Genomic DNA, 23016 nt, shown 5'->3' on the forward strand with positions numbered 1-23016 from the left:
CCGCTGTTACGTGGCAGGCAATGAGTGATCCAGGCCTGTGCCCTTTGTACAAAGAACGTCTAGCCCGTATGTTAATTTCTGCTGCCAGATAACCCTTTTGCATCAGCCTACTGACTGCACAGAAACAGGCTCGAATTGACGCAGAACCTCATAACGAAACAGATAAAAAAGAAGAAGCAAAGCCGTGACGCAAGGCGTACTGATCCGATTGTATTACCTCGGGTGATTCACGGTTGACCGCCTGAGTTGATAAGGTCGGCGGCAAGCCATAAAAAAACGGGCCAGCAATCTGACCCGTTCGCAACGTCTCAGCAATCTTAACGCTTCATATGGTAGTACGCATCGTTCCAGCGCAGGGCATCCTTAAACGCAGGCAACTGGGTATGTTCGTCAATCACCAGCACCTCAATGCCGTGCATCTCACCGTACAGATACATATCATCCAGGCTCAGTGCCTGACTGAACACGGTATGGTGCGCGCCGCCCGCCAGGATCCAGGCTTCAGAGGCCGTTGCCAGCGATGGCTGAGCTTTCCACAGCGCACGGGCCACGGGCAGTTTTGGCAGAGGTTTAGGCTGCTCGATGGCGTCCACTACGTTCACCAGCAGACGAAAGCGGTCACCCATATCGATCACGCTGGCGTTGATGGCACGGCCTGCCGGTGTTGAGAAGATCAGTCGTGCCGGATCGGCTTTGTTGCCAATGCCCAGGAACTGAACGTCAATCAGCGGCTTCTCTTCCAGCGCGATGGACGGGCACACCTCCAGCATATGTGAACCCAGTACTAAATCGTTGCCCGGTGAGAAGTGGTAAGTGTAATCCTCCATAAAGGAGGTTCCGCCGGGACGATCGCCCGCCAGCACTTTGAAAATGCGCAGCAGGGCGGCCGTTTTCCAGTCGCCTTCGCCTGCAAAACCATAGCCCTGGCCCATCAGGCGCTGTACCGCCAGGCCGGGTAGCTGGGTCATGCCATGCAGCGTCTGGAAGTTGGTGGTAAATGCCATACAGCCTTCATCGTCCAGAAAACGCTTCAGGCCCAGCTCAATGCGCGCGGCATCCAGAACGTTTTGCCGCTTTTCACCGCCGACGGCGGCCACATCGGTGAAGCGGTACTGGCTCTCATACTCATCGACCAGTGCATTAACATCGCCATCGCTGACGCCGTTAATCACTTCGACCAGATCCCCCACGCCCCAGCCATTGACGGCATAGCCAAATTTGATTTGTGCCGCGACCTTATCGCCTTCCGTTACGGCCACTTCACGCATGTTATCGCCGAAACGGGCCACTTTCAGGTGCTGACTGACCTGTTTGGCCAGCGCGGCGCGCATCCAGTTGGCCACGCGCTGTTGGCTGTGTTTATCCTGCCAGTGGCCGGTCACCACGCTGTGCTGCAGGCCCATACGTGCGCCGATAAAGCCAAACTCACGACCGCCGTGAGCGGTCTGGTTCAGGTTCATGAAGTCCATGTCCATGCTGTCCCACGGAATTTCGGCATTAAACTGGGTATGAAACTGCAATAACGGTTTCGTTAATACGTTTAAACCGCCGATCCACATTTTGGCCGGCGAAAAAGTATGAAGCCAGGTAATGATGCCCACACAGTTTTGATCGTGACTGGCGTCACGGCACAGCGACAGCGCTTCATCTGGCGATTTCACCAGCGGTTTGAGTGCCAGGCGCACAGGCAGTCCCGCCTGATTCAGACCTTCCACCACCTGACGGGCATTCTGCTCAACCTGACGTAACGTTTCCGCTCCGTAGAGGTGCTGTGTACCAATGACAAACCACACGTTGAACTGTTGCATAAACCACTCCTTTACTTAGCGGAAGCGGAACGTGCGGCATAATGAGGTTCTGCCGTCACGCACCATTGTTGATAGCGTTGATAAAGTTCCTGATAGCGCGCGACGCGCTGCGGATCGGGCTGCAGCGTGACGTCAATCGGGCTGGCCATCACCTTCTGTGCCTGCTCGACGTCGCGGTGAACACCGGCGGCCACGGCGGCGAAGATGGCGGCGCCCAGGGCGCAACATTCATCTGAAGAGACGATATCCAGCGGGCGATTCATCACGTCGCAGCAGGCCTGCATAATGGCGGGTGACTTACGGGCAATGCCGCCCAGGGTCAAAATGTTCTCAACCGGAATATCCTGCTGCTCGAAGCACTCCATGATGGCGCGGGCGCCAAATGCGGTCGCCGCAATCAGGCCGCCAAACAGGGCTGGGGCATCGGTGCCGAGATTAAGGTCGGTGATCACGCCTTTAAGACGCTGATTGGCGTTCGGTGTGCGGCGGCCATTGAACCAGTCCAGCACCACCGGCAGATGATCCAATTGCGGATTGGCGGCCCAGGCGTCAGTCAGGTTTTTGATCAGCGACTTTTGCATCTCTGCCAGTTGCGGTTTTAGTTCAGGATGGTGCTGCGCCGCCTGCTGTAACGGCCAGCCGAGCAGGCGACTGAACCAGGCATAAATATCGCCAAACGCCGACTGTCCGGCTTCCAGACCCATTGCGCCCGGCACCACGCTGCCATCGACCTGTCCGCAAATGCCTTTGATCGCGCGGTCGCCCACCTTCTCAGTATCCGCAATCAGAATGTCGCAGGTGGAGGTGCCAATCACTTTCACCAGCGTGTAGGGCCGTGCGCCTGCGCCCACTGCACCCATATGACAGTCAAAGGCACCGCCTGAAATCGTCACCTGCTGGGATAACCCCAGGCGCTGTGACCACTCGGGACTCAACGTGCCCACCGGCAAATCCGCGGTCCAGGTGTCTTTAAACAGGGGAGAGTCAAGCTGCTGAGTAAGATGGGGATCGAGCGCATTCAGAAATTCCACATCCGGCAAGCCGTTCCAGTCGCCGTGCCACAGTGCTTTATGGCCGGCGGCGCAGCGTCCACGGCGCAGTTTTTCTGGGGCAACGGTATCGCTGAGCAATGCCGGTACCCAGTCGCACAGTTCAACCCAGGAGACTGCGGCCTCGCGCACCGCTGCATCGTGACGCGTCACGTGAAGGATTTTTGCCCAGAACCATTCAGAAGAGTAAATGCCGCCAATGTAACGGCTGTAGTCGGTAAAGCGGCCGCTACGGCACAGCTGATTGATCTCTTCGGCTTCTTCAATTGCCGTATGATCTTTCCACAGCACAAACATCGCGTTTGGGTTTTCAGCAAACTCAGGCCGCAGCGCCAGAACCTTGCCGTCACGGTCAACAGGCGCGGGTGTGGAGCCGGTACTGTCAACGCCGATACCGACGACGGCAGCGCGTTGTTCTTCACTCAACGCATTTAACACCTCGAGCATGGCCTGCTCCATGGCATCAATATAGTCTTGTGGATGGTGACGGAAGCGGTTGCTGTGAGGATCGCTGTAAAGGCCTTGCTGCCAGCGTGCATAGTTTGCCACGGCACTTTGCAGCTCCTGACCAGAGTGACAATCCACCGCCAGCGCACGCACCGAATCACTACCAAAGTCCAGTCCCAGGGTGATGGCTTCAGTACGCATTTGAATCTCCTGTTATGAATAAACCTCCTTATCCTGTGATGTGTAAGAAATAACGGTTAGTCACGGCTGGCTGAGAATATGCACTTTTCTGCCATCAGCAGTGAAATTGTGATCCATTGCAAAAGTTAAGAGACGGTTAAATTCGCTGAATATATGGATCATTCTGTCGTGATTTTAAGATGTGATACCGCTCTACATTTTTCTTCTCCATTCCCGCTAAAAATAGGCCAACGTTTAAGCAGGCTACCATCGCGGCTCGCGCTAACGTCCTGATTTACTTCTGTACCCCTAAAAGAAAGTTAACTGGTAGCGTTTACACCAATTCGTTTTTAACAGCGATAAAACAACTAGCGCCGGAGAGCATCATGCATAAATTCACTAAAGCGTTGGCAGCCATTGGGCTGGCAGCGGTTATGTCACAATCAGCTATCGCCGAGACCATGAAGCTGGGTTTTCTGGTCAAGCAACCCGAGGAGCCGTGGTTCCAGACGGAATGGAAATTTGCCGATAAGGCCGGAAAAGATCTGGGCTTTGAGGTCATCAAAATTGCCGTTCCGGACGGCGAGAAAACCCTCAATGCGATAGACAGCCTTGCGGCAAGCGGCGCGAAAGGTTTTGTTATCTGTACACCGGATCCCAAGCTGGGCTCGGCCATTATGGCAAAAGCACGGGGCTACGGACTGAAAGTGATTGCGGTGGATGACCAGTTCGTCAACGCCAAAGGCAAACCCATGGATAGCGTGCCGTTAGTAATGATGGCGGCGACCAAGATTGGTGAGCGTCAGGGTCAGGAACTCTATAAAGAAATGCAAAAACGCGGCTGGGACGCAAAAGACACGGCGGTGATGGCGATTACGGCGAACGAGCTGGATACCGCCCGTCGTCGTACCGGGGGTTCGATGGATGCGCTAAAAGCTGCAGGATTCCCGGAAAAACAGATCTACCAGGTGCCGACCAAGTCCAATGATATCCCTGGTGCATTCGATGCGGGTAACTCTCTGCTGGTTCAGCACCCGGAAGTGAAACACTGGTTGATTGTCGGCATGAACGACAACACCGTGCTGGGCGGCGTGCGCGCAACCGAAGGACAGGGCTTTAAAGCCGCTGACGTCATCGGTATCGGTATTAACGGTGTGGATGCGGTGAGTGAACTGTCGAAGGCCAACGCAACCGGCTTCTATGGATCTCTGCTGCCAAGCCCGGATATCCACGGTTATAAGAGCAGCCAGATGCTCTACAACTGGGTGAGCAAAGGTCAGGAACCGCCGAAATTCACTGAAGTCACCGACGTGGTGTTAATCACCCGCGACAACTTTAAAGCCGAGCTGGCGAAGAAAGGGTTGATGTAACAGCAGGCTGCTTAGGCAGCACAGGTAAAGTCATTATCGGGCCACAGAGAAAGCAGGGGGTTTACAGCGTTACCCAATGGGGTAACAGGATAAATCCTTAACTGCCGGTGGCCCGAATCATCAACGCCATTTTTTGGAGAAACCATGAACACTGATTCAGCCTTTCTGTCGTTTCATGGCATCAGTAAAACCTTTCCCGGCGTCAAAGCGTTACAGGACATCTCGTTTGAGTGCCACGGTGGTCAGGTGCATGCGCTAATGGGAGAAAACGGTGCCGGTAAATCGACACTGCTTAAAATCCTCAGTGGCAGCTATCTGCCGAGCGGCGGTGACATTCGTATCAAAGGAAAGCCGGTTAATTTTCAGCACACCACTGACGCGCTGGACGCGGGCGTGGCGATTATCTACCAGGAACTGCATTTAGTCCCCGAAATGAGCGTGGCAGAAAATATTTATCTCGGTCAGTTGCCGCACAAGCACGGGCTGGTCAACCGAAAACTGCTGCGTTACGAAGCCGGACTGCAACTGAAAAACTTAGGCATGGACGTTGATCCCGACATGCCGCTGAAATACCTGTCTCTGGGGCAATGGCAGATGGTGGAAATTGCCAAAGCGCTGGCGCGCAATGCGCGCATCATCGCGTTTGATGAGCCCACCAGTTCACTGTCTGCACGGGAAATCGATAACCTGTTCCGGGTTATCCGTCAGCTGCGGGCAGAAGGGCGCGTGGTGCTCTACGTTTCGCATCGTATGGAAGAGATCTTTGCCCTCAGCGACGCCATCACCGTTTTTAAAGATGGCCGCTATGTTCGAACCTTTACCGACATGGCCAACACGCATCACGACGATCTGGTTCAGGCGATGGTCGGGCGTAATCTGGGCGACATTTATGGGTATTCGCCGCGTGAAAAAGGCGCCGTGCGGCTCGAACTGCAGAATGTGGAAGCGAAGGGCGTCAGAACGCCGATTTCGCTCAATGTGCACGCGGGCGAAATTGTTGGCTTATTTGGCCTGGTTGGCGCAGGGCGCAGCGAGCTGCTGAAAGGGCTGTTTGGCGCAACGCGACTGCGTGGCGGTCAGGTGCTGCTGGATGGCAAACCGCTGAAGCTCAGCGCCCCAATCGATGCTATCCGTGCTGGCGTGATGCTCTGCCCGGAAGATCGCAAAGCCGAAGGCATCATTCCGGTACATTCGGTCCGCGACAATATCAACATCAGCGCCCGTCGCCATAACCTGACCGCCGGATGCCTGATTAAAAACGGCTGGGAAGCCACGAACGCTGACCGTCATATTCGTTCGCTCAACATCAAAACACCGAGTGCCGATCAGCTGATCATGAACCTCTCTGGCGGCAACCAGCAAAAAGCCATTCTGGGGCGCTGGTTGTCAGAGGAGATGAAAGTGATCCTGCTGGATGAGCCCACGCGCGGCATTGACGTTGGGGCCAAGCACGAAATTTATAACCTGATTTATGCGCTGGCAAACAAGGGCATTGCGGTGCTGTTTGCTTCCAGCGATCTTCCGGAAGTGATGGGCCTTGCTGACCGCATTGTGGTCATGCGTGAAGGGGCTATCGCCGGAGAAATACTGCATGACGAGGCTACGGAGCAGCAGACGCTGAGCCTGGCTATGCCTAAAACGACACAAGCGGCCGCCGTGGCCTGACAGGAGAGTACCGTGACTTCATCCACGACATCTAATACGCCGCCAGCAGCGCCACGCCGTGGTCTGCATTTTGGTCGCATCTGGGACAATTTCGGCATGCTGGTGGTCTTTGCACTGCTGTTTATTGCCTGTGCTGTGTTTGTGCCCAACTTCGGCTCCTTTATCAATATGAAAGGCCTGGGGCTGGCCATGTCGATGTCCGGCATGGTCGCCTGCGGCATGCTGTTCTGTCTGGCATCCGGCGATTTCGATCTCTCGGTTGCCTCCGTTATCGCCTGTGCAGGCGTGGTAACGGCGGTGGTCATTAACATGACCGAAAGCCTGTGGATTGGCGTGGGGGCCGGGCTGCTGCTTGGAATGGCGACCGGCTTTATCAACGGTTTCGTGATTGCACGACTGAAGATTAACGCCCTGATTACGACCCTGGCGACAATGCAGATCGTGCGTGGTCTGGCCTACATTTTCTCCGATGGCAAAGCGGTCGGCATCGAAGACGAGCGCTTCTTTGTGCTGGGCTTCGCCAACTGGCTGGGCGTGCCTGCCCCCATCTGGATCACCCTGGCCACCATGGTGATTTTTGCCTTCCTGCTGAATAAAACCACGTTTGGACGCAACACGCTGGCTATCGGCGGCAATGAAGAAGCCGCGCGACTGGCAGGCGTACCGGTAGTGCGGACTCGTATCATTATTTTTATCCTTTCAGGTCTGGTTTCCGCCGCGGCGGGCATCATTCTGGCGTCCCGTATGACCAGCGGACAGCCGATGACCTCCATCGGTTATGAGCTGGTGGTCATTTCTGCCTGCGTCCTGGGCGGCGTATCCCTCAAGGGCGGAATCGGTAAAATTTCCTACGTGGTGGCGGGCGTGCTTATTCTTGGCACCGTCGAGAATGCGATGAATTTGTTAAATATCTCGCCATTCTCACAGTATGTTGTGCGTGGTTTGATACTGTTAGCCGCGGTGATATTTGACCGCTACAAACAAAAAAATAAAGTCTGATTTGGCGTGAAACCTTCCCGCGGACGCGAAAGGCGTCCGCGGGTGATCACTCAACGACGAAGTGAGGACATTATGTATCACCGTGAATTACCGGCAGAGCAGCAAAATCCCCTGCTGCCCGGATACGCGTTTAATGCCTGGCTGGTGGCGGGGTTAACGCCTATCACCGCGGATGGTCCGCTGGATTTCTTTATCGATCGCCCGCACGGCATGAAGGGCTATATTCTTAACCTGACCATCAAAGGCAAAGGCCGGGTATTCGATGGCGAAAAAGCCTTTGATTGTGAACCCGGTGAAATGCTGCTGTTTCAGCCGAAAACCGCCCACTATTACGGTCGTGCCCCCGACAGCCCGCAGTGGTTTCACCGCTGGGTCTATTTCCGGCCGCGCGCTTACTGGCATGACTGGCTGCGCTGGCAGGATGAGCAGGAAGGTGTAGGGCGCCTGCGGTTGCCTGAATCCCTGCGTGGCGAATTCGATCGCCTGTTTGCCACCATTGAACAAACCCATAACTCCTCACGCCGCTTTGCCGAAGAACTGGCGATGAATTTGCTGGAGCGCCTGTTGCTGCGTGCGGTGGAGGAAGATCCGCGGAATCACCAGCAAATTCGCGATCCGCGCATCATCGAAGCCTGCCAGTATGTGAACAATCATCTCGCCAGCGAGGTGAAAATTGAAGAAGTGGCTCGCCACGTCTGCTTATCGCCTTCGCGGCTGGCGCACCTGTTCCGTGAGCAGATGGGCGTGAATCTGCTTCGCTGGCGTGAAGATCAGCGGGTGATACGGGCCAAGTTGCTGCTGCAGACCACGCAGGAGCCGATTGCCAGCATTGGTCGCGAAGTGGGCTATGACGATCAGCTTTATTTCTCGCGCGTCTTCCGTAAACGCGTGGGCGTCAGCCCCAGTGATTTTCGTCGACGTAATCAGGACGTGCACGATAATTTAGCCAGTCAGCACGCCTGGACAGTCGCCCGCAGCACAGTCTCCTGATTTTAAGGGGAATCCTCCTTGTCCTGACGAGACTATTAGTCTTAAATCAGTCTGGTTAGCGAATAGAGAGGAAAAGGAATGAGCGAGAAACTGCGAGTTGGACTCATTGGTTATGGCTTTGCCAGTAAAACATTTCATGCCCCGCTGATTGCGGGAACGCCGGATGTTGAGCTGGCAGCCATTTCCAGCAGCGATGCCAGCAAAGTCAATGCCGACTGGCCCTCCGTAAAGGTGGTGGCCGATCCTCAGGCGCTGTTGGACGATCCCACCCTACAACTGATTGTCATCCCCACCCCCAACGATACGCATTTTCCCCTGGCCAAAGCGGCACTGAATGCGGGCAAGCACGTGGTCGTTGATAAGCCCTTTACCGTGACGTTGTCACAGGCGCGCGAGCTGGATGCGCTAGCCAAAGCCAAAGGGTTGTTGCTGTCTGTGTTCCACAACCGCCGCTGGGACAGCGATTTCCTGACGCTAAAAGCCTTACTTGCCGAGGGCGAGCTGGGGGAAGTGCGCTATTTTGAATCGCACTTTGACCGCTTCCGGCTGGAGGTTCGCCAGCGCTGGCGTGAAATGAAAGGGCCGGGCAGCGGCATCTGGTTCGATTTAGGCCCGCATCTGTTGGACCAGGCGCTGCAGCTGTTTGGACCACCGGTGGCGATCAATGTGGATTTAGCTGAACTGCGTCCCGGCGCACAAACGACCGACTACTTCCACGCCACGTTAACCTATCCTCAGCGACGTGTGGTACTCCACGCCAGCATGTTAGCGGCGGCAGAATCACCGCGCTATACGGTTCACGGTACGCGAGGCAGCTATGTGAAATACGGTCTGGACCCGCAGGAAGATCGTCTCAAAGCCGGTGATTTTCCGCCGAGCGAAGAGTGGGGCTACGACATGCGCGATGGCACGCTAACGCAGGTTGAGGGTGATAGCATGACCGAGAAAACCTGCCTGACACAGCCTGGCAACTATCCGGCCTACTATGCGGGGATCCGTGATGCCATTAACGGACGAGGCGCTAACCCGGTCACTGCTGAAGAGGCAATTCAGGTGATGGAGCTGATTGAGCGAGGGCTACAGTCGGCAGAAAAACGCCAGACGTTGTCTTTAAAATAGTCAATACGCGAAAAAAAGGCCGCTGAATCAGCGGCCTTGTTGTTTACTGCACCTTCGCCCGAATGGCCGCTTTTTCCGCCTCATTCAGGAAGGCAATCGTCAGGCCATTTTCCTGGGCCTGTCGCATCTGAGCCTGGCTTAACCCTGCCGCCGGGGCGGCATGCAGGTATTCATGGGCCAGCTCAATGCCTTGTACCGCAGGATCGTCGGTGTTAATCGTAGCCAGAACGCCGTGCTCCAGGAAGACTTTCAGTGGGTGCTGGGCCAGCGAGGACACGGTACTGGTTTGAATATTGGAGGTCAGGCAGGATTCGATGCCGATCGCGTGCTCCGCCAGGTAATCCATCAGCGCGCGATCTTCAATTGCTTTCACGCCGTGACCGATACGTTCAGCGCCTAATTCGCGAATGGCTTGCCAGATGCTTTCCGGGCCTGCTGCTTCACCAGCATGAACCGTAATGCGAAAACCGGCATCACGCGCGCGGGCAAAGTGGCTGAGGAATTGACTCCCCGGCGCACCCAGCTCGTCACCGGCTAAGTCGACGGCGGTGATATGGTCGCGGAAGGCCAGTAAACCGTTGAGCTCATCCAGACAGGCCTGTTCGCCAAACGTGCGGCTCATGATGCCGGTTAAACGCACGTCGATATCATGCTGCTGGCATCCGGCTTTTATGCCATCAATGACCGCCTCGACCACGCCTGCAATCGGCAGATTATGGGTCATCGCCATGTAGCCCGGCGAGAAACGCAGCTCGGTGTAATGAATGCCTGCTCTGGCGGCATCTTCCACGTTCTCTCGCGCCACGCGCTGGCAGGCGTCAAGATCGCCCAGCACTTTTACGCCCCAGTCCAGCTTTTGCAGAAAGCTCACCAGATCCGGCTGTGTTTCCGTTACCTGCACATGCGGGCGCAGGGCTTCAAGCGTAGTGGCAGGCAAGGACAGGTTAAACTGGCGGCCTAAATCAAGAATGGTTTGTGCACGGATGTTGCCATCAAGGTGGCGATGAATGTCGGTAAGCGGAAGTTTTGAATCAATCATGGAGTGCACTCGTCCGGGTATCTGTAAAGTGCAGAGCATTATAAAAATATCTTGCGCAACAACGCCAGCAATTTGCGCAACAAGTGAGTCAGGTGCTGATAAATTGCGCAAAGTTGCGTGATGGGCACTGAATGAATTTACCAGCAGCGGCACACCCGCCAGGCATTGGCATAAAAAAGGCGGCCAAAGGCCGCCTGATTCCAGAAGACAACGCTTACTCTGGCATGCCTTCGTTGGTTGGCACGCCCAGCATGTAACGCGACATAAACTGTTCCAGCGTCATTTTGTCGCCGTTCATATTTACCTGGCCGTTAGCATACTGCAGGCTGGTAACGATATTGTTGTCCTGGGTTTGTGTCAGACGGAACATCTGTCCCATCGCTGCCAGGCCTTTGACCTGCTGATCCGCCAGCTTCTGCGCGTCGTCCGCCTGATAGCCCTCAGCCAGGCCAATATGGCGCATGGTTTCGGTTGCCATTGGCATATTCACAGAGAGTTTTAAATCCAGCGTTTTCAGCACGCGATCAACCGATGCGGCCAGCGTCTGCGGCTCGCCCGTTACCGTCGACGGATCGTTAAAATTAACGTTCAGATTAAAGGTGCTTTCGCCTTTATCGTTCTTCCAGCTCAGCGGTGCAACGCTAACGGTAGGCGCACCTTTTAACAGGGTAGGCAGATTATTCAGCAGAATGGCACGAACACCGTTCTGGAAACGAACCGGATCATCTTCCACGCCCGGCTGATTCATCAGCGTGGTCAGCTGTGCGTTGTAGTTGTCAGAGAAGGTTTTTACGCTTTGCGCATCGAACTGAGACAGCTTCATTTTTAATGCGAACTGGCCCAGATTTTGTTTCTGCACTTCCACGCCATCAATTTTATAGTTGATGTCGCCACTGATTTTGCCCGCTTTATTATCAAAAGCAGAATCACCGACCATCTTATTCAGGATCACCGCGTCCTGTCCGTTTACGGCGGCAGCCAGTTTATCCACGCTGATTGACTGATCGCCAATGCGAACGCCTTCGCTGGTCAGGTGCGTATCGGCTTTAAGCTTCAGTCCGTTTAACGTAAACATGACCGGCTGATCGACTTGGTTTTTGCTGGTGATCGCAATACTGTCGATGTCGCTGTCCAGCGAAACTTTATCGCCTTTGTTATCTGCGCTGATATTCACCGTGCCGCCGCTGGTGGCCGCACGCTGCGCCGTTTGTGCATTTTGATAATCGATGGGCAGAATATTCACCGCGGTATCGGTGCTTCCACTGTATCCCACGCGGGTTTCAGCATTGATAAACGACTGGTTGTTGGTCAGCTCAAACAGTTTTTTAACCGCATCGGTATTTGCCAGCGTGGTGTGAACAGAGGCCATGCTGGGAATGAGGTTGAATTTTTTCAGCTGGGCAAACGGGAAAGGACCGTGATCGATCTGTTCATTCAGAATGATGCTCTGGCCGGGTTTTAGCAGCGGGTTGTCTTCCGTCTGCGAGCTCGCCTGGATAACCACATTCATTTTACTGCTGAAAATGCCGCGTTGATAATCCTGATAGCTCACTTTAAGACGACTGTTCGGGGCCATCGCCGTTAACTGGGCATTGGCGTTCTGGATCATCTGATCCATATTGCTTTCCAGCTTTTTGCCGGTAAACCATGCCGCACCTGTCCAGACTACGCCCAGAGCAACTACCACACCAACGGCAACTTGAGTCTTTTTCATTGCTGAATCGTCCTTATCCTTGATTTCACCCGCCTGACAGACCGCGCCAAACGGCGGATGAAAAAGCGCCCACAGGCATTTTTAGCTAATAGATTGAAATAATAGCAGTTAAGCGCGGTGACGTCAGCCGTCTCAGCTTAACTCATTAAATACGCGTGCAACACGGCCGTGACCTGCAATGGTCAGAGACGGATCGCTGGCTGCCACGAAACAGGATTCGCCAGGTTTGAGCACCAGCTGCTGCTGACCACAGACGAGCGTCGCCTCGCCATCAATGCAAAACAGCAACGCAGCGCTGTCCTGATGGACAGAAAGCGGCTTATCAGTAAGCGCATGAATAGAGAACGAAAAATCCTCCACGGGTACGGGGAAATTCAGGCTGTTTTCGTGCTGCTCGGGTTGCGTGAGCAGTTGACTGGCCGGCTTTTCTTTAAATGCAAGGTTGGCCATCAATTCTGGGATATCGATATATTTCGGCGTCAGGCCCGCGCGTAACACGTTATCAGAGTTGGCCATGACTTCCAGCGCGACGCCGTGCAGGTAGGCGTGCGGTGTTTCGGCAAACAGGAACATGGCTTCGCCGGGTTGCAGCGTGATCACGTTAAGCAGCAGCGGTGAAAACAGGCCGCTGTCTTGCGGATACACTTCCGCAATGTCGTTGATAGTCTGCCATGGCTCGCCATGATGCTGCTGTGCGGCGGTCATCAGTACGCGCAACGCCTGCGTTTTTTCATCATCTTCAAGGGAAAGCAGGGTGGAAAACAGCTGGGCAAGATTTTCCAAAGTGGGCTGGCGCAGGAAATGGGCGATCTGCGGGTGTGCCTCGGCAACCGGCTCCAGCAGCGAAACCATTTCGTTCAGTTCGCGAAAACCGTTGATGGCTTTGAAGGGCGTCAGCGCATAGACCAGTTCGGGCTTGTGGTTAGCGTCTTTATAATTGCGCTCTGCGGAATTGAGAGGGACTGACGCGGCATTCTCACGCGCAAAACCCTCTTCGGCAGCGCGTTTGCAGGGATGCACCTGAATGGACAGCGGCTGATCGGCACAAAGCACTTTAAACAAAAAAGGCAGCTCGCCAAAGCGCTTCGCCACGGCATCGCCCAGCATCTGCTGCGGATTGGCCGCAATCACATCACGTAACGAACGGGGCTTGCCATGTTCTTCCACAGTCGATGGGCTTTTAGGGTGCGCACCCATCCACAATTCAGCCATCGGTAACTGCTTTGGATTGGCTATGCCATACAGCGAGGTTAAAGCGGTTTTACTGCCCCATGCATAATTTTGCAGGGAGTTAATCATTTTTTTCATTTTTTTAATTGCCTTACTGGCGGAAAAAGACTGCGCTTATTAAACCAGAAACCGCCATGGAAAATACATATCCCGCGCAAGAAGGATGCTAAGCTCGGAGGATGTTAAAAAATTGTGTAAGTTTAACCGCGTCAGACAGGGGCTAATCGACAACCGATGACGCTAAGTCTTATCTAAAACTGTGCTAAGGAGAAAATCATGGCAGCCAATCGCGTTGAAAAAGATTCAATGGGGCCAATTGATGTACCGGCTGAGAAACTTTGGGGCGCTCAGACACAGCGCTCACTGGAGCACTTCCGCATCTCGACAGAAAAAATGCCTGTCGCGCTGGTTCATGCGCTGGCAATGACCAAGCGCGCCGCCGCGAGCGTTAACCGGGATCTGGGCTTATTACCGGCCGAGCGGGCGGAAGCGATCGTGAACGCCGCCGATGAGGTGTTAGCGGACAAGCACAGTGACGAATTCCCCCTGGCAATCTGGCAGACCGGTTCAGGTACCCAGACCAACATGAACATGAATGAAGTGTTGGCTAACCGGGCCAGTGAGCTGCTCGGCGGAGAGCGCGGTATGGCGCGCCTCGTGCATCCTAACGACGATGTCAACAAGAGCCAGAGTTCGAATGATGTGTTTCCCACCGCCATGCACGTGGCGGCCGTCATTGCGGTGCGTGAACATCTGATCCCACAGCTGAACGTGCTTAAACAAACGCTGAGCGCCAAATCTGAGGCGTTTAAAGACATCGTTAAAATTGGCCGCACCCATCTCCAGGACGCCACGCCGTTAACACTGGGACAGGAAATCTCGGGCTGGGTTGCCATGCTTGAGCATAACCTCAGGCACATCGAACAGAGCATTCCGCACCTTGGAGAACTGGCGCTGGGTGGAACGGCGGTAGGAACCGGGTTGAATACGCATCCTGAATATGCCGTTCGCGTGGCTAAAGCACTGGCCGACCTGACCGGACAACCCTTCGTGACCGCGCCCAACAAATTTGAAGCGCTGGCAACCTGCGATGCGCTGGTGCATGCGCACGGCGCACTTAAAGGGCTGGCGGCGTCGTTGATGAAGATTGCCAACGACGTGCGCTGGCTGTCATCGGGCCCACGTTGTGGTATCGGTGAAATTGCTATTCCGGAAAATGAACCGGGCAGCTCCATTATGCCGGGCAAAGTGAATCCAACCCAGTGTGAAGCCCTGACAATGTTGTGCTGCCAGGTGATGGGAAATGATGTAGCGATTAACATGGGCGGTGCGTCAGGCAACTTCGAGCTGAACGTTTATCGTCCGATGATTATTCATAACTTCCTGCAATCGGTTCGTTTACTGGCCGACGGCATGGACAGCTTTAACCACCACTGCGCGACCGGTATCGAGCCGGTGCGTGAGCGAATTGAACAGTTACTCAACGAATCGCTCATGCTGGTTACCGCGTTAAATACCCACATCGGTTATGACAAAGCGGCGGAAATTGCCAAGCAGGCTCACAAGCAAGGCTTAACGCTTAAAGCCTCGGCGCTGAAACTGGGTTATCTGACTGAAGACGAGTTTGATGCCTGGGTTCGCCCGGAAGAGATGGTTGGCAGCATGAAGCAGTGAGTCAGGCACGTCAGGGCCTTCACGGCCCTGACATCACACCAGACAATCAACCCATAAGTGCAGCCGGGGGATCAGCAAAGACAGCGGTTCGGCGGCTGGCTTATAACGATGCGTAATATTGTCGGCATCATAATTCAGCAGCTCACCCAACTGCGGCACCTGACTGCGGTCGCGGCACAGCACCAGAATCGGTGACGGGCAGGCCAGCTGGGTTTGCTTTTTCTCTTCTGCGCGCCAGATGCGCGCAATAGGCTGCACTTTCACCGGGCGTTTAATCTTGAGACGTGCTGAGGCGGGCAGGGCGCGGACATCTGCCAGCTCCTGTTGAACCTTTTCTGCCCACTGTTCTCGTGTCCAGGGCGCCTGGGCGCGGCCCGCTTTCAGGCTTCTTTCCAGTTGGGCAACGATCTCTTCCCGTTTCACGTTTTTAATCACCTGCTTATTGGCCCAGCCAAAACGTACACTTTCCGGTGCCGGGATCGCGGTGATGGTCCGGTAGGCATTCAGGGTGATTAGCCCTCGTAAATGCTGATGGACAAACTCAAAGCGGGCTTCAGAGGGCAGGCCGGACTCCACCGTAATCAGGTGCTCCAGCCGGGCTTTAAGGTGATTGATTCCCGCGATGCGCTCAGTGAGCTCCGTTTCTTCCTGTTCGCTGCACGCAAGACAAAGCGCACCTGGCAAGCGCACGGCGGCTTTAGTACTGAGCTTTTCCGACTGATGTTGCATAAACAGCCGGCAGTAGTGATTCATGGCCATGTCTCGCGCCTGAATGCCAAGCAGCTGCTCAACGGCAAGTTGCGTCACAGGATCATGCTCATGACCTTTTTCGACGGGCGGTAAACGAAAGACCCGGGCAATCAATAGCGGTAGCGACTCAATCTGCTGCCGCAAGGCACCTAACGCCTGCTCAAGATCTTTTACGCATTGCTGCATGTCAGTCACTAAATCGTAGCGCGCCATTCTGTTCTCCATAGTTACAACATGCTCAATGTGGCAGAAGTCGCAAGGCGCTGCAATAGCGAATATAGTTACAACATACTATTAGTCGTGTTATTAAAACCGTGCCGCCATTCGGCGCAGGCAGGAAAAAGTGGCCCCCGTTTTTTCTATTGCATTAACATGTTATAAAAACGCTTCGCTCGCTAACGGATTCCCGACATGGACGTAATCAAAAAGCCCGGTTCATTCAGCATTGTCCTTATGGGGCTGGTTCAGATCCTCTCCTGGGGCGGATCCTTTTATCTGATGGCGGTGATGGCCGCGCCCATCGTGGCGGAGACCGGTTGGTCGCAACAGTGGGTTTATGGTGGGCTCTCGTTAGGCATTCTGGTTTCCGGGCTACTGGCTCCGCGCTGTGGGCACATGATTGCCCGGACCGGCGGGCGTTTGATGCTGGCGTTAAATGGCTTTGTGATGGCGGCAGGGTTGATCCTCATGGGGTTCAGCCATCATTTACCTGTGTTTTTATTGGCCTGGGTCATCATTGGCGTGGGCATGGCGATGGGGCTGTACGATGCGCTCTTTGCCACCCTGGGCACTCGCTATGGCGGACATGCGCGCAGCGCGATAACCGGCATAACGCTTATTTCCGGTTTCTGCACCAGCCTGGTCTGGCCGGGAACGGCACTGCTGATCCACTGGCTTGACTGGCGCGGCGCCTGTTTTGCCATCGCCGGACTGTTACTGGTTTGCGTTCTGCCCGTTTATCTCTTTGCACTGCCGCAGAGCAGTCCGCCCGTAGCGGTTAAACGTCAAAGCCCGCCTGCCGCTGAGGCCGATTTGCCTGTGGTACTGTTTCGCCTGCTGTGTGCCATTTTCACCCTGGCATCGGTCATCATGACGGCCATCTCCGTGCAGCTTATTACCCTGCTGGAAGCGAGCGGTTACAGCCTGGCCTCGGCGCTGGCGATCAGCGCCATACTGGGGCCGTGCCAGGTGGCTTCGCGGATTATCGATATGGTTTTCAAAGGGAGTCATCCCATCTGGACCACGTTTTTTTCTGTTGGATTCGTCGCGTTGGGCCTGGTGCTGCTGGCGCTGTTTCCTCAAACGGCGTTGTTCAGCATGATCCTTTACGGTGCAGGCAACGGCCTGCGTGCGATTGTGCGGGGCACGTTGCCATTGGTGATGGTCAAACCGGAAGCCTATGCCGTGCTCGCAGGCAGAATGGCGCGTCCGGCGCTAATGGGCCAGGCAATAACGCCGCTGGTGTTTGGCTATGTGTTTGCCACCCTGGGCGCAGACGCCACCTTATGGCTGCTTTGCACGCTCGCCGTGCTGAACCTGCTGATGGTGGTGGCGTTAAAAAAACGGCTTCCCGCACCGGTCAACGCAGCGCCTTAAGCGAATCGGCAAGCAGAATGGCGGTAAGCACCTTGTGCTGTTGACGGCTTCAGTGTGGTGAATATGTGCCTTGTCGCGGGCCTCTTGCTTCTAAAAACCCACCGCCTTTGTTATATTTACAGCTGATTCATTGTTCACTCATGCGGCAATACAACAACAAAAACGCACCGCAATTCAGGATACAAAGATGCTTGATTATCGCTTCCCGACAGCTTTGCAAATGGTTCTGAGCGTGGCGATGGCGGAGCAAATGGGAAAACGCTCTACCAGCGCGATTCTCGCTTACGGGCTTGAAGCAAACCCGAGTTTTATCCGCAAGTTGATGGTGCCATTAACGCGTGACGGCATTATTGTGTCTACGCTGGGACGCACCGGCTCCATTCATCTTGGCCGACCGGCGGCAGACATCACCCTGCGTGATATTTATGTTTCCGTCACTGATGATAAAAAACTCTGGGCTGCGCGCCCGGACGTCGCGCCGCGTTGCCTGGTCAGCGCCAACCTGTGCTGGTATTTTAAATCTATCGCAGAAGAAGCCGAGCAGGCCTCACTCGCGGTCCTGGCCAAACGCACGGTGGCCGATGCCTTAAATGAGCTGAAAACCCACGATACCAGCAACTGTACCGCCGTACCGGAACCTGATGTGGCAGAGCCTGAAAGCGAGTGCAAAAAAAGCCGCTGATGCGGCTTTTTTTATGTGTTGATTGTCCCTCAAGGAAACAGCGCTTTGCCGCGCGTCACATTTTGCCCGTCACCATGATTATCCCCCCTGTTACAGGGCACTGTCCTTTCTGCCCGGCCCATCATTTTTTTTAGCGTGCAGGCTTAGCGTAAAACAACCGCATCACCGATGGCATACAGCCTGCAACTGCCTTTATCACCACGGTTAAAGGTATTGCAATATTCAAGGGCGATGCTGGCCGCATCGTCGCCGGTTCTGGCCCAATAGGCGCTTCCCCATGCGCCTTCCGGACCGATCGCGAAGGCTTTTTCATACAGACGGGACGAGGTGTAATGTTTAAACGCCTCCGCCCCGGCTTTATTTAACGCCGCAGGCACGGGCAAGGTGGTGTCGGGAAGAGAGACAACCTCTTGGTAAGGCAGATGATGAGCCTGTAGAAACGTGGAAACCGTCTGCCACCAAAATGCTTCAGGCGCACTATCCATGAAAACATGCCCATTCTTACCAAAGGGGGGCATTTCACGAAATTCAGCGCTGCCGCCCTGACGTCGATAGGCGTCATAAAACGTTCTTCCCATGTCAGGCGAGAAATCCTGATCGTTGGCAGAGTAGAGCCAGAGCGAGGGGAGACGTGCCGTTGCACCGTAGCGTTCGAATGCGGTAAGCAGACCCGGTCCATCACAAAGCGATTTATCTTTATTCGCGCCCCGGCCGCCGTCAAAATTAATGACTGCGCTAACGCCAGGCGGATTCGCCGCGCTGGTTGCCAGAACGGCAAAGCCGCCGGAAGACATGCCAGCCAGAATCGCGTTTTCCCGCGATGCCCAGGGCTGTCTTTGCAGTACAGCCAGCGCGGCCAGCAGATCCATCCGATCTCGCTGCCCGGCCAGCTGATGGCGCGGCTGCTCACATGAACCGCCCGCATATTCTGCGTTTCCGCTTGAGTGGCCATAGCCTTCGCGTAACACCACCACTGCAGCATAGCCGTGGCGTGCAAACGCCAGAGCCGTGCCTGACATACGGTTTGGATTCATGATGCCGCGATCAAAGGCCCGGGAGCCTTCAGTCCCGTTAGTTATCAAGACCAGCGGTGCGGCACCGGTTCCGCTGGGTCGGGTTACAAAGGCATCAAGCTCAGCGAACTGGCCATTGCTCAGCGTCACCTCAAGAGTAAGGGGCGCTCTTATCAGTCCATCAAATTGCTGGTATTGCGAAAGGGGCAAGCTAATTGAAGGAAGTGAAATCACAAGCAGGCACAGAATCATCATATTGCGCTGAAAACGAAACGGCATTCTGAACATTTCCTTTTGCTTTTTGCTTTTGGAGGTCACAAGAGCGGGCGACAGACTATCAATCATGCGGGATAGCGCGTCCGTCACATTATCAGCCATAACTATGTCATGCATGCGACGGCGAAATTCTGCCTCGTCCATTAACGGGGTTTTATTTTTAAAAGCAAAAGCGGTGCGCTAAGCAGGTGGGAAAGCATGAAGCCGGAGGGATGACAGCAGGCGGTTTTTCATCGCCCGCTGTCGACTCCATTATGGCGCGTTCTGTAAGCGCTGCTGAGCGGCTTTACGCGTCACCAGCTTGCGCAGCGTCACGTAGAACACCGGCGTCAGGAACAAGCCAAACAGCGTAACGCCTAACATACCGGAGAACACGGTAACGCCGGTAACGCCACGCACTTCAGCACCCGCACCTTCACCCAGAATCAGGGGGATCGTGCCGGCAATAAAGGCGATAGAGGTCATTACGATAGGACGCAGGCGCAGACGGCAGGCTTCCAGCGCCGCTTCTGTAATGCCTTTGCCCTGAATCTCCAGTTCGCGGGCGAACTCCACAATCAGAATGGCGTTCTTACAGGCCAGCCCCATCAGCACGACCAGTCCAACCTGCACGAATACGTTGTTATCCCCACCGGTTAACCAGACGCCCACAAGGGCAGACAGCATGGTCACCGGCACAATCAGGATCACCGCAAGCGGCAGCGTCCAGCTCTCATACAGTGCAGCCAGCACTAAAAACGCCAACAGGACAGCGACAGGGAAAACAATCAGGGCCGTATTACCCTGCGTCGCCTGCTGATAGCTGAGATCGGTCCATTCGATATTCATGCCGTTCGGCAGCAGCTGACCCGACATCGTTTCAAGTTGACGCATCGCCTGCGCCGATGAGAGCACGCGTGGATCGGCATCGCCGATCAAGTCAGCCGCCGGATAGCCGTTATAACGAATCACCGGATCGGGGCCGTAGGCCGTGGTGATGTGCACCATGCTGCCAATCGGCACCATCTCACCGCGGTCGTTACGGGTACGCAGGTTCGCGATGTCCTCAACGCTGTCGCGGAATTCCCCGTCGGCCTGCGCCATGACGCGCCAGGTGCGTCCAAAACGGTTAAAGTCATTAACGTAGGATGAACCCAGATAAGTTTGTAGCGTACTGAACAGATCGGTTAACGCTACGCCCTGTGCTTTCGCCTTATCGCGGTCAACCTGCACCTCCAGCTGTGGCACGTTGGCCTGATAAGAGGAGATCGGGAAATGCATGCCCGGCGTCTGCATAACCGCGCCCGAGAGGGTGTTAATCGCGGTCTGCAGTGCGCCATAGCCCAGTCCGGCCCGATCCTGAACGTAAAGGGAATAGCCCGAACCCTGGCCTAGCCCCAGGATAGGCGGTGGCATAATTGAAAAGCCAAATCCCTGTTGAATGCGGGAAATTTTCGCATTGATCTCCGCGTTTATCTGCGCCGCCGTTTGTTTACGTTCGCTGAACGGCTTCAGGCCAAAAAAGACCGTGCCGCTGTTCGGCGTATTAGTAAACTGCAACGCGTTCAGGCCGGGGAAGGCCACCGCATAGGCCACGCCTTCCGTTTGCAGGCCGATTTCGCTCATCTGACGAATCACTTCATCGGTGCGCGCCAGCGACGAGCCTTCCGGCATTTTGACGCCGCCGATCAGGTAAAGCTTGTCCTGAGTGGGAATAAACCCACCTGGCACCGCATGAAACATCCAGCCCGCGCCAGCCAGTAACACCAGGTAAACACCAAACACCGCGCCGCGGCGACGCAGGGTTTTCCCCACCATCGATTCATAGCCGTGCGCACTACGCTGAAAGAAGCGGTTAAACGGCCGGAAAATCCAGCCAAACAGCCTGTCGATCAGGCGCGTCGGCATATCTTTGGGGGCCTGATGATCCTTCAGTAACATCGCGGCCAGTGCGGGAGACAGGGTCAGTGAGTTGATGGCGGAGATCACGGTTGAAATCGCAATCGTGGTGGCGAACTGTTTGTAAAACTGGCCGGTCACGCCCGACAGAAACGCCATGGGCACGAATACCGCGCACAGCACGAGGGCGATGGCAATTATCGGGCCGGATACCTCACGCATCGCCTGATGGGCAGCGGCTTTGGGTGACAGTCCCATCTCAATATTGCGTTCAACGTTTTCCACCACCACGATGGCATCGTCCACCACGATACCGATGGCCAGCACCAGTCCGAACAGGCTTAGCGTGTTGAGCGAGAACCCAAGCAGATACAGCACGCTAAAGGTGCCGACCACGGATACCGGAACCGCCAGCAGGGGAATAATGGAAGCGCGCCAGGTTTGCAGGAACAGAATCACCACCAGCACCACTAAAAACACCGCTTCCAGCAGGGTTTGCACCACAGCCTTAATGGAGTCGCGAACAAACACGGTGGGATCGTAAGGCGCAGCCCACTTCACATCGTTGGGGAAACGGGTGGCCAGTTCATCCATTTTGGCACGCACCGCGTTTGACAGATCGATAGCATTGGCGCCTGGTGCCTGGAAAATACCAATACCGACGGCGTCTTTGTTATTGAGTTGCGAACGCAGGGCATAGCTGCCTGAACCCATTTCAATGCGCGCCACGTCACGCAGCCGGACCAGTGAGCCGTCCTCTGACGTTTTCAGAATGATATCGCCAAACTGCTGCTCGTTTTCCAGCCGTCCCTGCATATTAATGGACAGCAGAAAATCGCTCTGTTTTTTTAACGGTTCCGCCCCAAGTTGCCCCGCAGAAACCTGTACGTTCTGCTCCTGCATCGCTTTCACAACGTCCGAGGCGGTTAAGCCGCGCGCCGCCACTTTGTTGGGATCGAGCCAGACGCGCATCGCGTATTCACCCGCGCCAAAAATCTGGATTTGCCCCACGCCCGGCAGACGGGCCAGATCATCTTTGACTTTCAACGTGGCGTAGTTACGCAGATAGAGCGAATCGTAGGTGTTATTAGGGGAAAACAGATGCACTACTAAGGTCAGGGTCGGCGACATTTTTTGCGTCGTGATCCCGAGACGTCGCACGTCCTCCGGCAACCGCGCCTCGGCCTGGGCTACGCGGTTTTGCACCTGAACCTGCGCCTGATCCGGATCGGTACCCGGGCGGAAGGTCACGGTGGTCACCAGCACACCGTCAGAACCGGCCACGGACTTCATGTACATCATGTTTTCAACGCCGTTAATCGCCTCTTCCAGCGGCGTTGCCACGGAGTCGGCGATGGCTTTCGGGTTAGCGCCGGGATATTCGGCACGCACCTGCACGCTGGGCGGCACCACGTCCGGATACTCACTGATGGGCAGCAGCGGGATGGCGATCAGCCCGGTCATAAAAATCAAGACGGACAGCACGGCGGCAAAGATCGGCCGATCAATAAAAAAGCGGGAAAAATCCATAACAACC

General features: G+C 55.2%; 16 protein-coding genes. 8 read left to right on the top strand and 8 right to left on the bottom strand.

What is annotated here, in order from left to right; genetic code table 11:
* Positions 1–317: 317 nt before the first annotated feature.
* Positions 318–1808: an L-arabinose isomerase gene (araA, locus tag ACPXSQ_RS05700; protein WP_174260743.1), complete on the bottom strand. Its 1491-nt coding sequence runs from the start codon at positions 1806–1808 to the stop codon at positions 318–320.
* A gap of 11 nt (positions 1809–1819) precedes the next feature.
* Positions 1820–3505 (bottom strand): ribulokinase, encoded by a 1686-nt coding sequence (locus tag ACPXSQ_RS05705; RefSeq protein WP_174260744.1) that lies wholly within the window; start codon positions 3503–3505, stop codon positions 1820–1822.
* A gap of 365 nt (positions 3506–3870) precedes the next feature.
* Between ACPXSQ_RS05705 and ACPXSQ_RS05710 the strand changes: the two genes are divergently transcribed.
* The 5 genes from ACPXSQ_RS05710 to ACPXSQ_RS05730 all read left to right on the top strand — a co-directional run bounded on the left by ACPXSQ_RS05710 (position 3871) and on the right by ACPXSQ_RS05730 (position 9627).
* Positions 3871–4854: an arabinose ABC transporter substrate-binding protein gene (locus tag ACPXSQ_RS05710; RefSeq protein ID WP_013025702.1), complete on the top strand. Its 984-nt coding sequence runs from the start codon at positions 3871–3873 to the stop codon at positions 4852–4854.
* A 144-nt stretch (positions 4855–4998) separates the two neighbouring features.
* Positions 4999–6519 (top strand): L-arabinose ABC transporter ATP-binding protein AraG, encoded by a 1521-nt coding sequence (araG, locus tag ACPXSQ_RS05715; RefSeq protein ID WP_029569977.1) that lies wholly within the window; start codon positions 4999–5001, stop codon positions 6517–6519.
* Positions 6520–6531: 12 nt separating this feature from the next.
* On the top strand, positions 6532–7518 hold the full coding sequence (araH, locus tag ACPXSQ_RS05720; protein ID WP_013025704.1) for an L-arabinose ABC transporter permease AraH: 987 nt from the start codon (positions 6532–6534) through the stop codon (positions 7516–7518).
* 72 nt (positions 7519–7590) lie between these two features.
* Complete coding sequence (gene araC / locus ACPXSQ_RS05725; protein WP_014593654.1) at positions 7591–8508, top strand: arabinose operon transcriptional regulator AraC; 918 nt, start codon at positions 7591–7593, stop codon at positions 8506–8508.
* 78 nt (positions 8509–8586) lie between these two features.
* The gene (locus tag ACPXSQ_RS05730; protein WP_028722333.1) at positions 8587–9627 is read left to right on the top strand and encodes an oxidoreductase; all 1041 of its coding nucleotides are present in this window, start codon (positions 8587–8589) and stop codon (positions 9625–9627) included.
* Between the two features lie 43 nt (positions 9628–9670).
* Here the strand turns inward: ACPXSQ_RS05730 and add are convergent, their stop codons facing one another.
* The 3 genes from add to manA form a co-directional block, all read right to left on the bottom strand.
* Complete coding sequence (gene add / locus ACPXSQ_RS05735; protein WP_028715104.1) at positions 9671–10666, bottom strand: adenosine deaminase; 996 nt, start codon at positions 10664–10666, stop codon at positions 9671–9673.
* 214 nt (positions 10667–10880) lie between these two features.
* On the bottom strand, positions 10881–12380 hold the full coding sequence (locus ACPXSQ_RS05740; RefSeq protein WP_013025708.1) for a YdgA family protein: 1500 nt from the start codon (positions 12378–12380) through the stop codon (positions 10881–10883).
* A gap of 132 nt (positions 12381–12512) precedes the next feature.
* Positions 12513–13688, bottom strand: a complete 1176-nt coding sequence (manA, locus tag ACPXSQ_RS05745; protein WP_105087533.1) for a mannose-6-phosphate isomerase — start codon at positions 13686–13688, stop codon at positions 12513–12515.
* A gap of 198 nt (positions 13689–13886) precedes the next feature.
* On the opposite strand from manA, the gene fumC reads away from it, so the two are divergent.
* Positions 13887–15284, top strand: a complete 1398-nt coding sequence (gene fumC / locus ACPXSQ_RS05750; RefSeq protein WP_042676472.1) for a class II fumarate hydratase — start codon at positions 13887–13889, stop codon at positions 15282–15284.
* Positions 15285–15317: 33 nt separating this feature from the next.
* On the opposite strand, the gene tus is transcribed toward fumC, so the two are convergent.
* Positions 15318–16247, bottom strand: a complete 930-nt coding sequence (gene tus / locus ACPXSQ_RS05755) for a DNA replication terminus site-binding protein (RefSeq protein WP_014605891.1) — start codon at positions 16245–16247, stop codon at positions 15318–15320.
* Between the two features lie 198 nt (positions 16248–16445).
* On the opposite strand from tus, the gene ACPXSQ_RS05760 reads away from it, so the two are divergent.
* Both ACPXSQ_RS05760 and ACPXSQ_RS05765 read left to right on the top strand, forming a co-directional pair.
* The gene (locus tag ACPXSQ_RS05760; protein ID WP_210456233.1) at positions 16446–17630 is read left to right on the top strand and encodes an MFS transporter; all 1185 of its coding nucleotides are present in this window, start codon (positions 16446–16448) and stop codon (positions 17628–17630) included.
* A gap of 187 nt (positions 17631–17817) precedes the next feature.
* Positions 17818–18312, top strand: coding sequence for an RrF2 family transcriptional regulator (locus ACPXSQ_RS05765; RefSeq protein WP_014605889.1), 495 nt, complete (start codon positions 17818–17820; stop codon positions 18310–18312).
* A 143-nt stretch (positions 18313–18455) separates the two neighbouring features.
* On the opposite strand, the gene ACPXSQ_RS05770 is transcribed toward ACPXSQ_RS05765, so the two are convergent.
* Together ACPXSQ_RS05770 and oqxB are read right to left on the bottom strand one after the other, a co-directional pair.
* Positions 18456–19745 carry a dienelactone hydrolase family protein gene (locus tag ACPXSQ_RS05770; protein WP_426143091.1) on the bottom strand — a complete coding sequence of 430 codons (1290 nt, stop codon included), beginning with the start codon at positions 19743–19745 and terminating at the stop codon, positions 18456–18458.
* A 108-nt stretch (positions 19746–19853) separates the two neighbouring features.
* On the bottom strand, positions 19854–23009 hold the full coding sequence (gene oqxB / locus ACPXSQ_RS05775) for a multidrug efflux RND transporter permease subunit OqxB (protein ID WP_072138745.1): 3156 nt from the start codon (positions 23007–23009) through the stop codon (positions 19854–19856).
* Positions 23010–23016: the final 7 nt, after the last annotated feature.

It is taken from the genome of Pantoea sp. EEL5, from assembly GCF_049892805.1.
In the GTDB taxonomy this organism is placed as follows: domain Bacteria; phylum Pseudomonadota; class Gammaproteobacteria; order Enterobacterales; family Enterobacteriaceae; genus Pantoea; species Pantoea ananatis.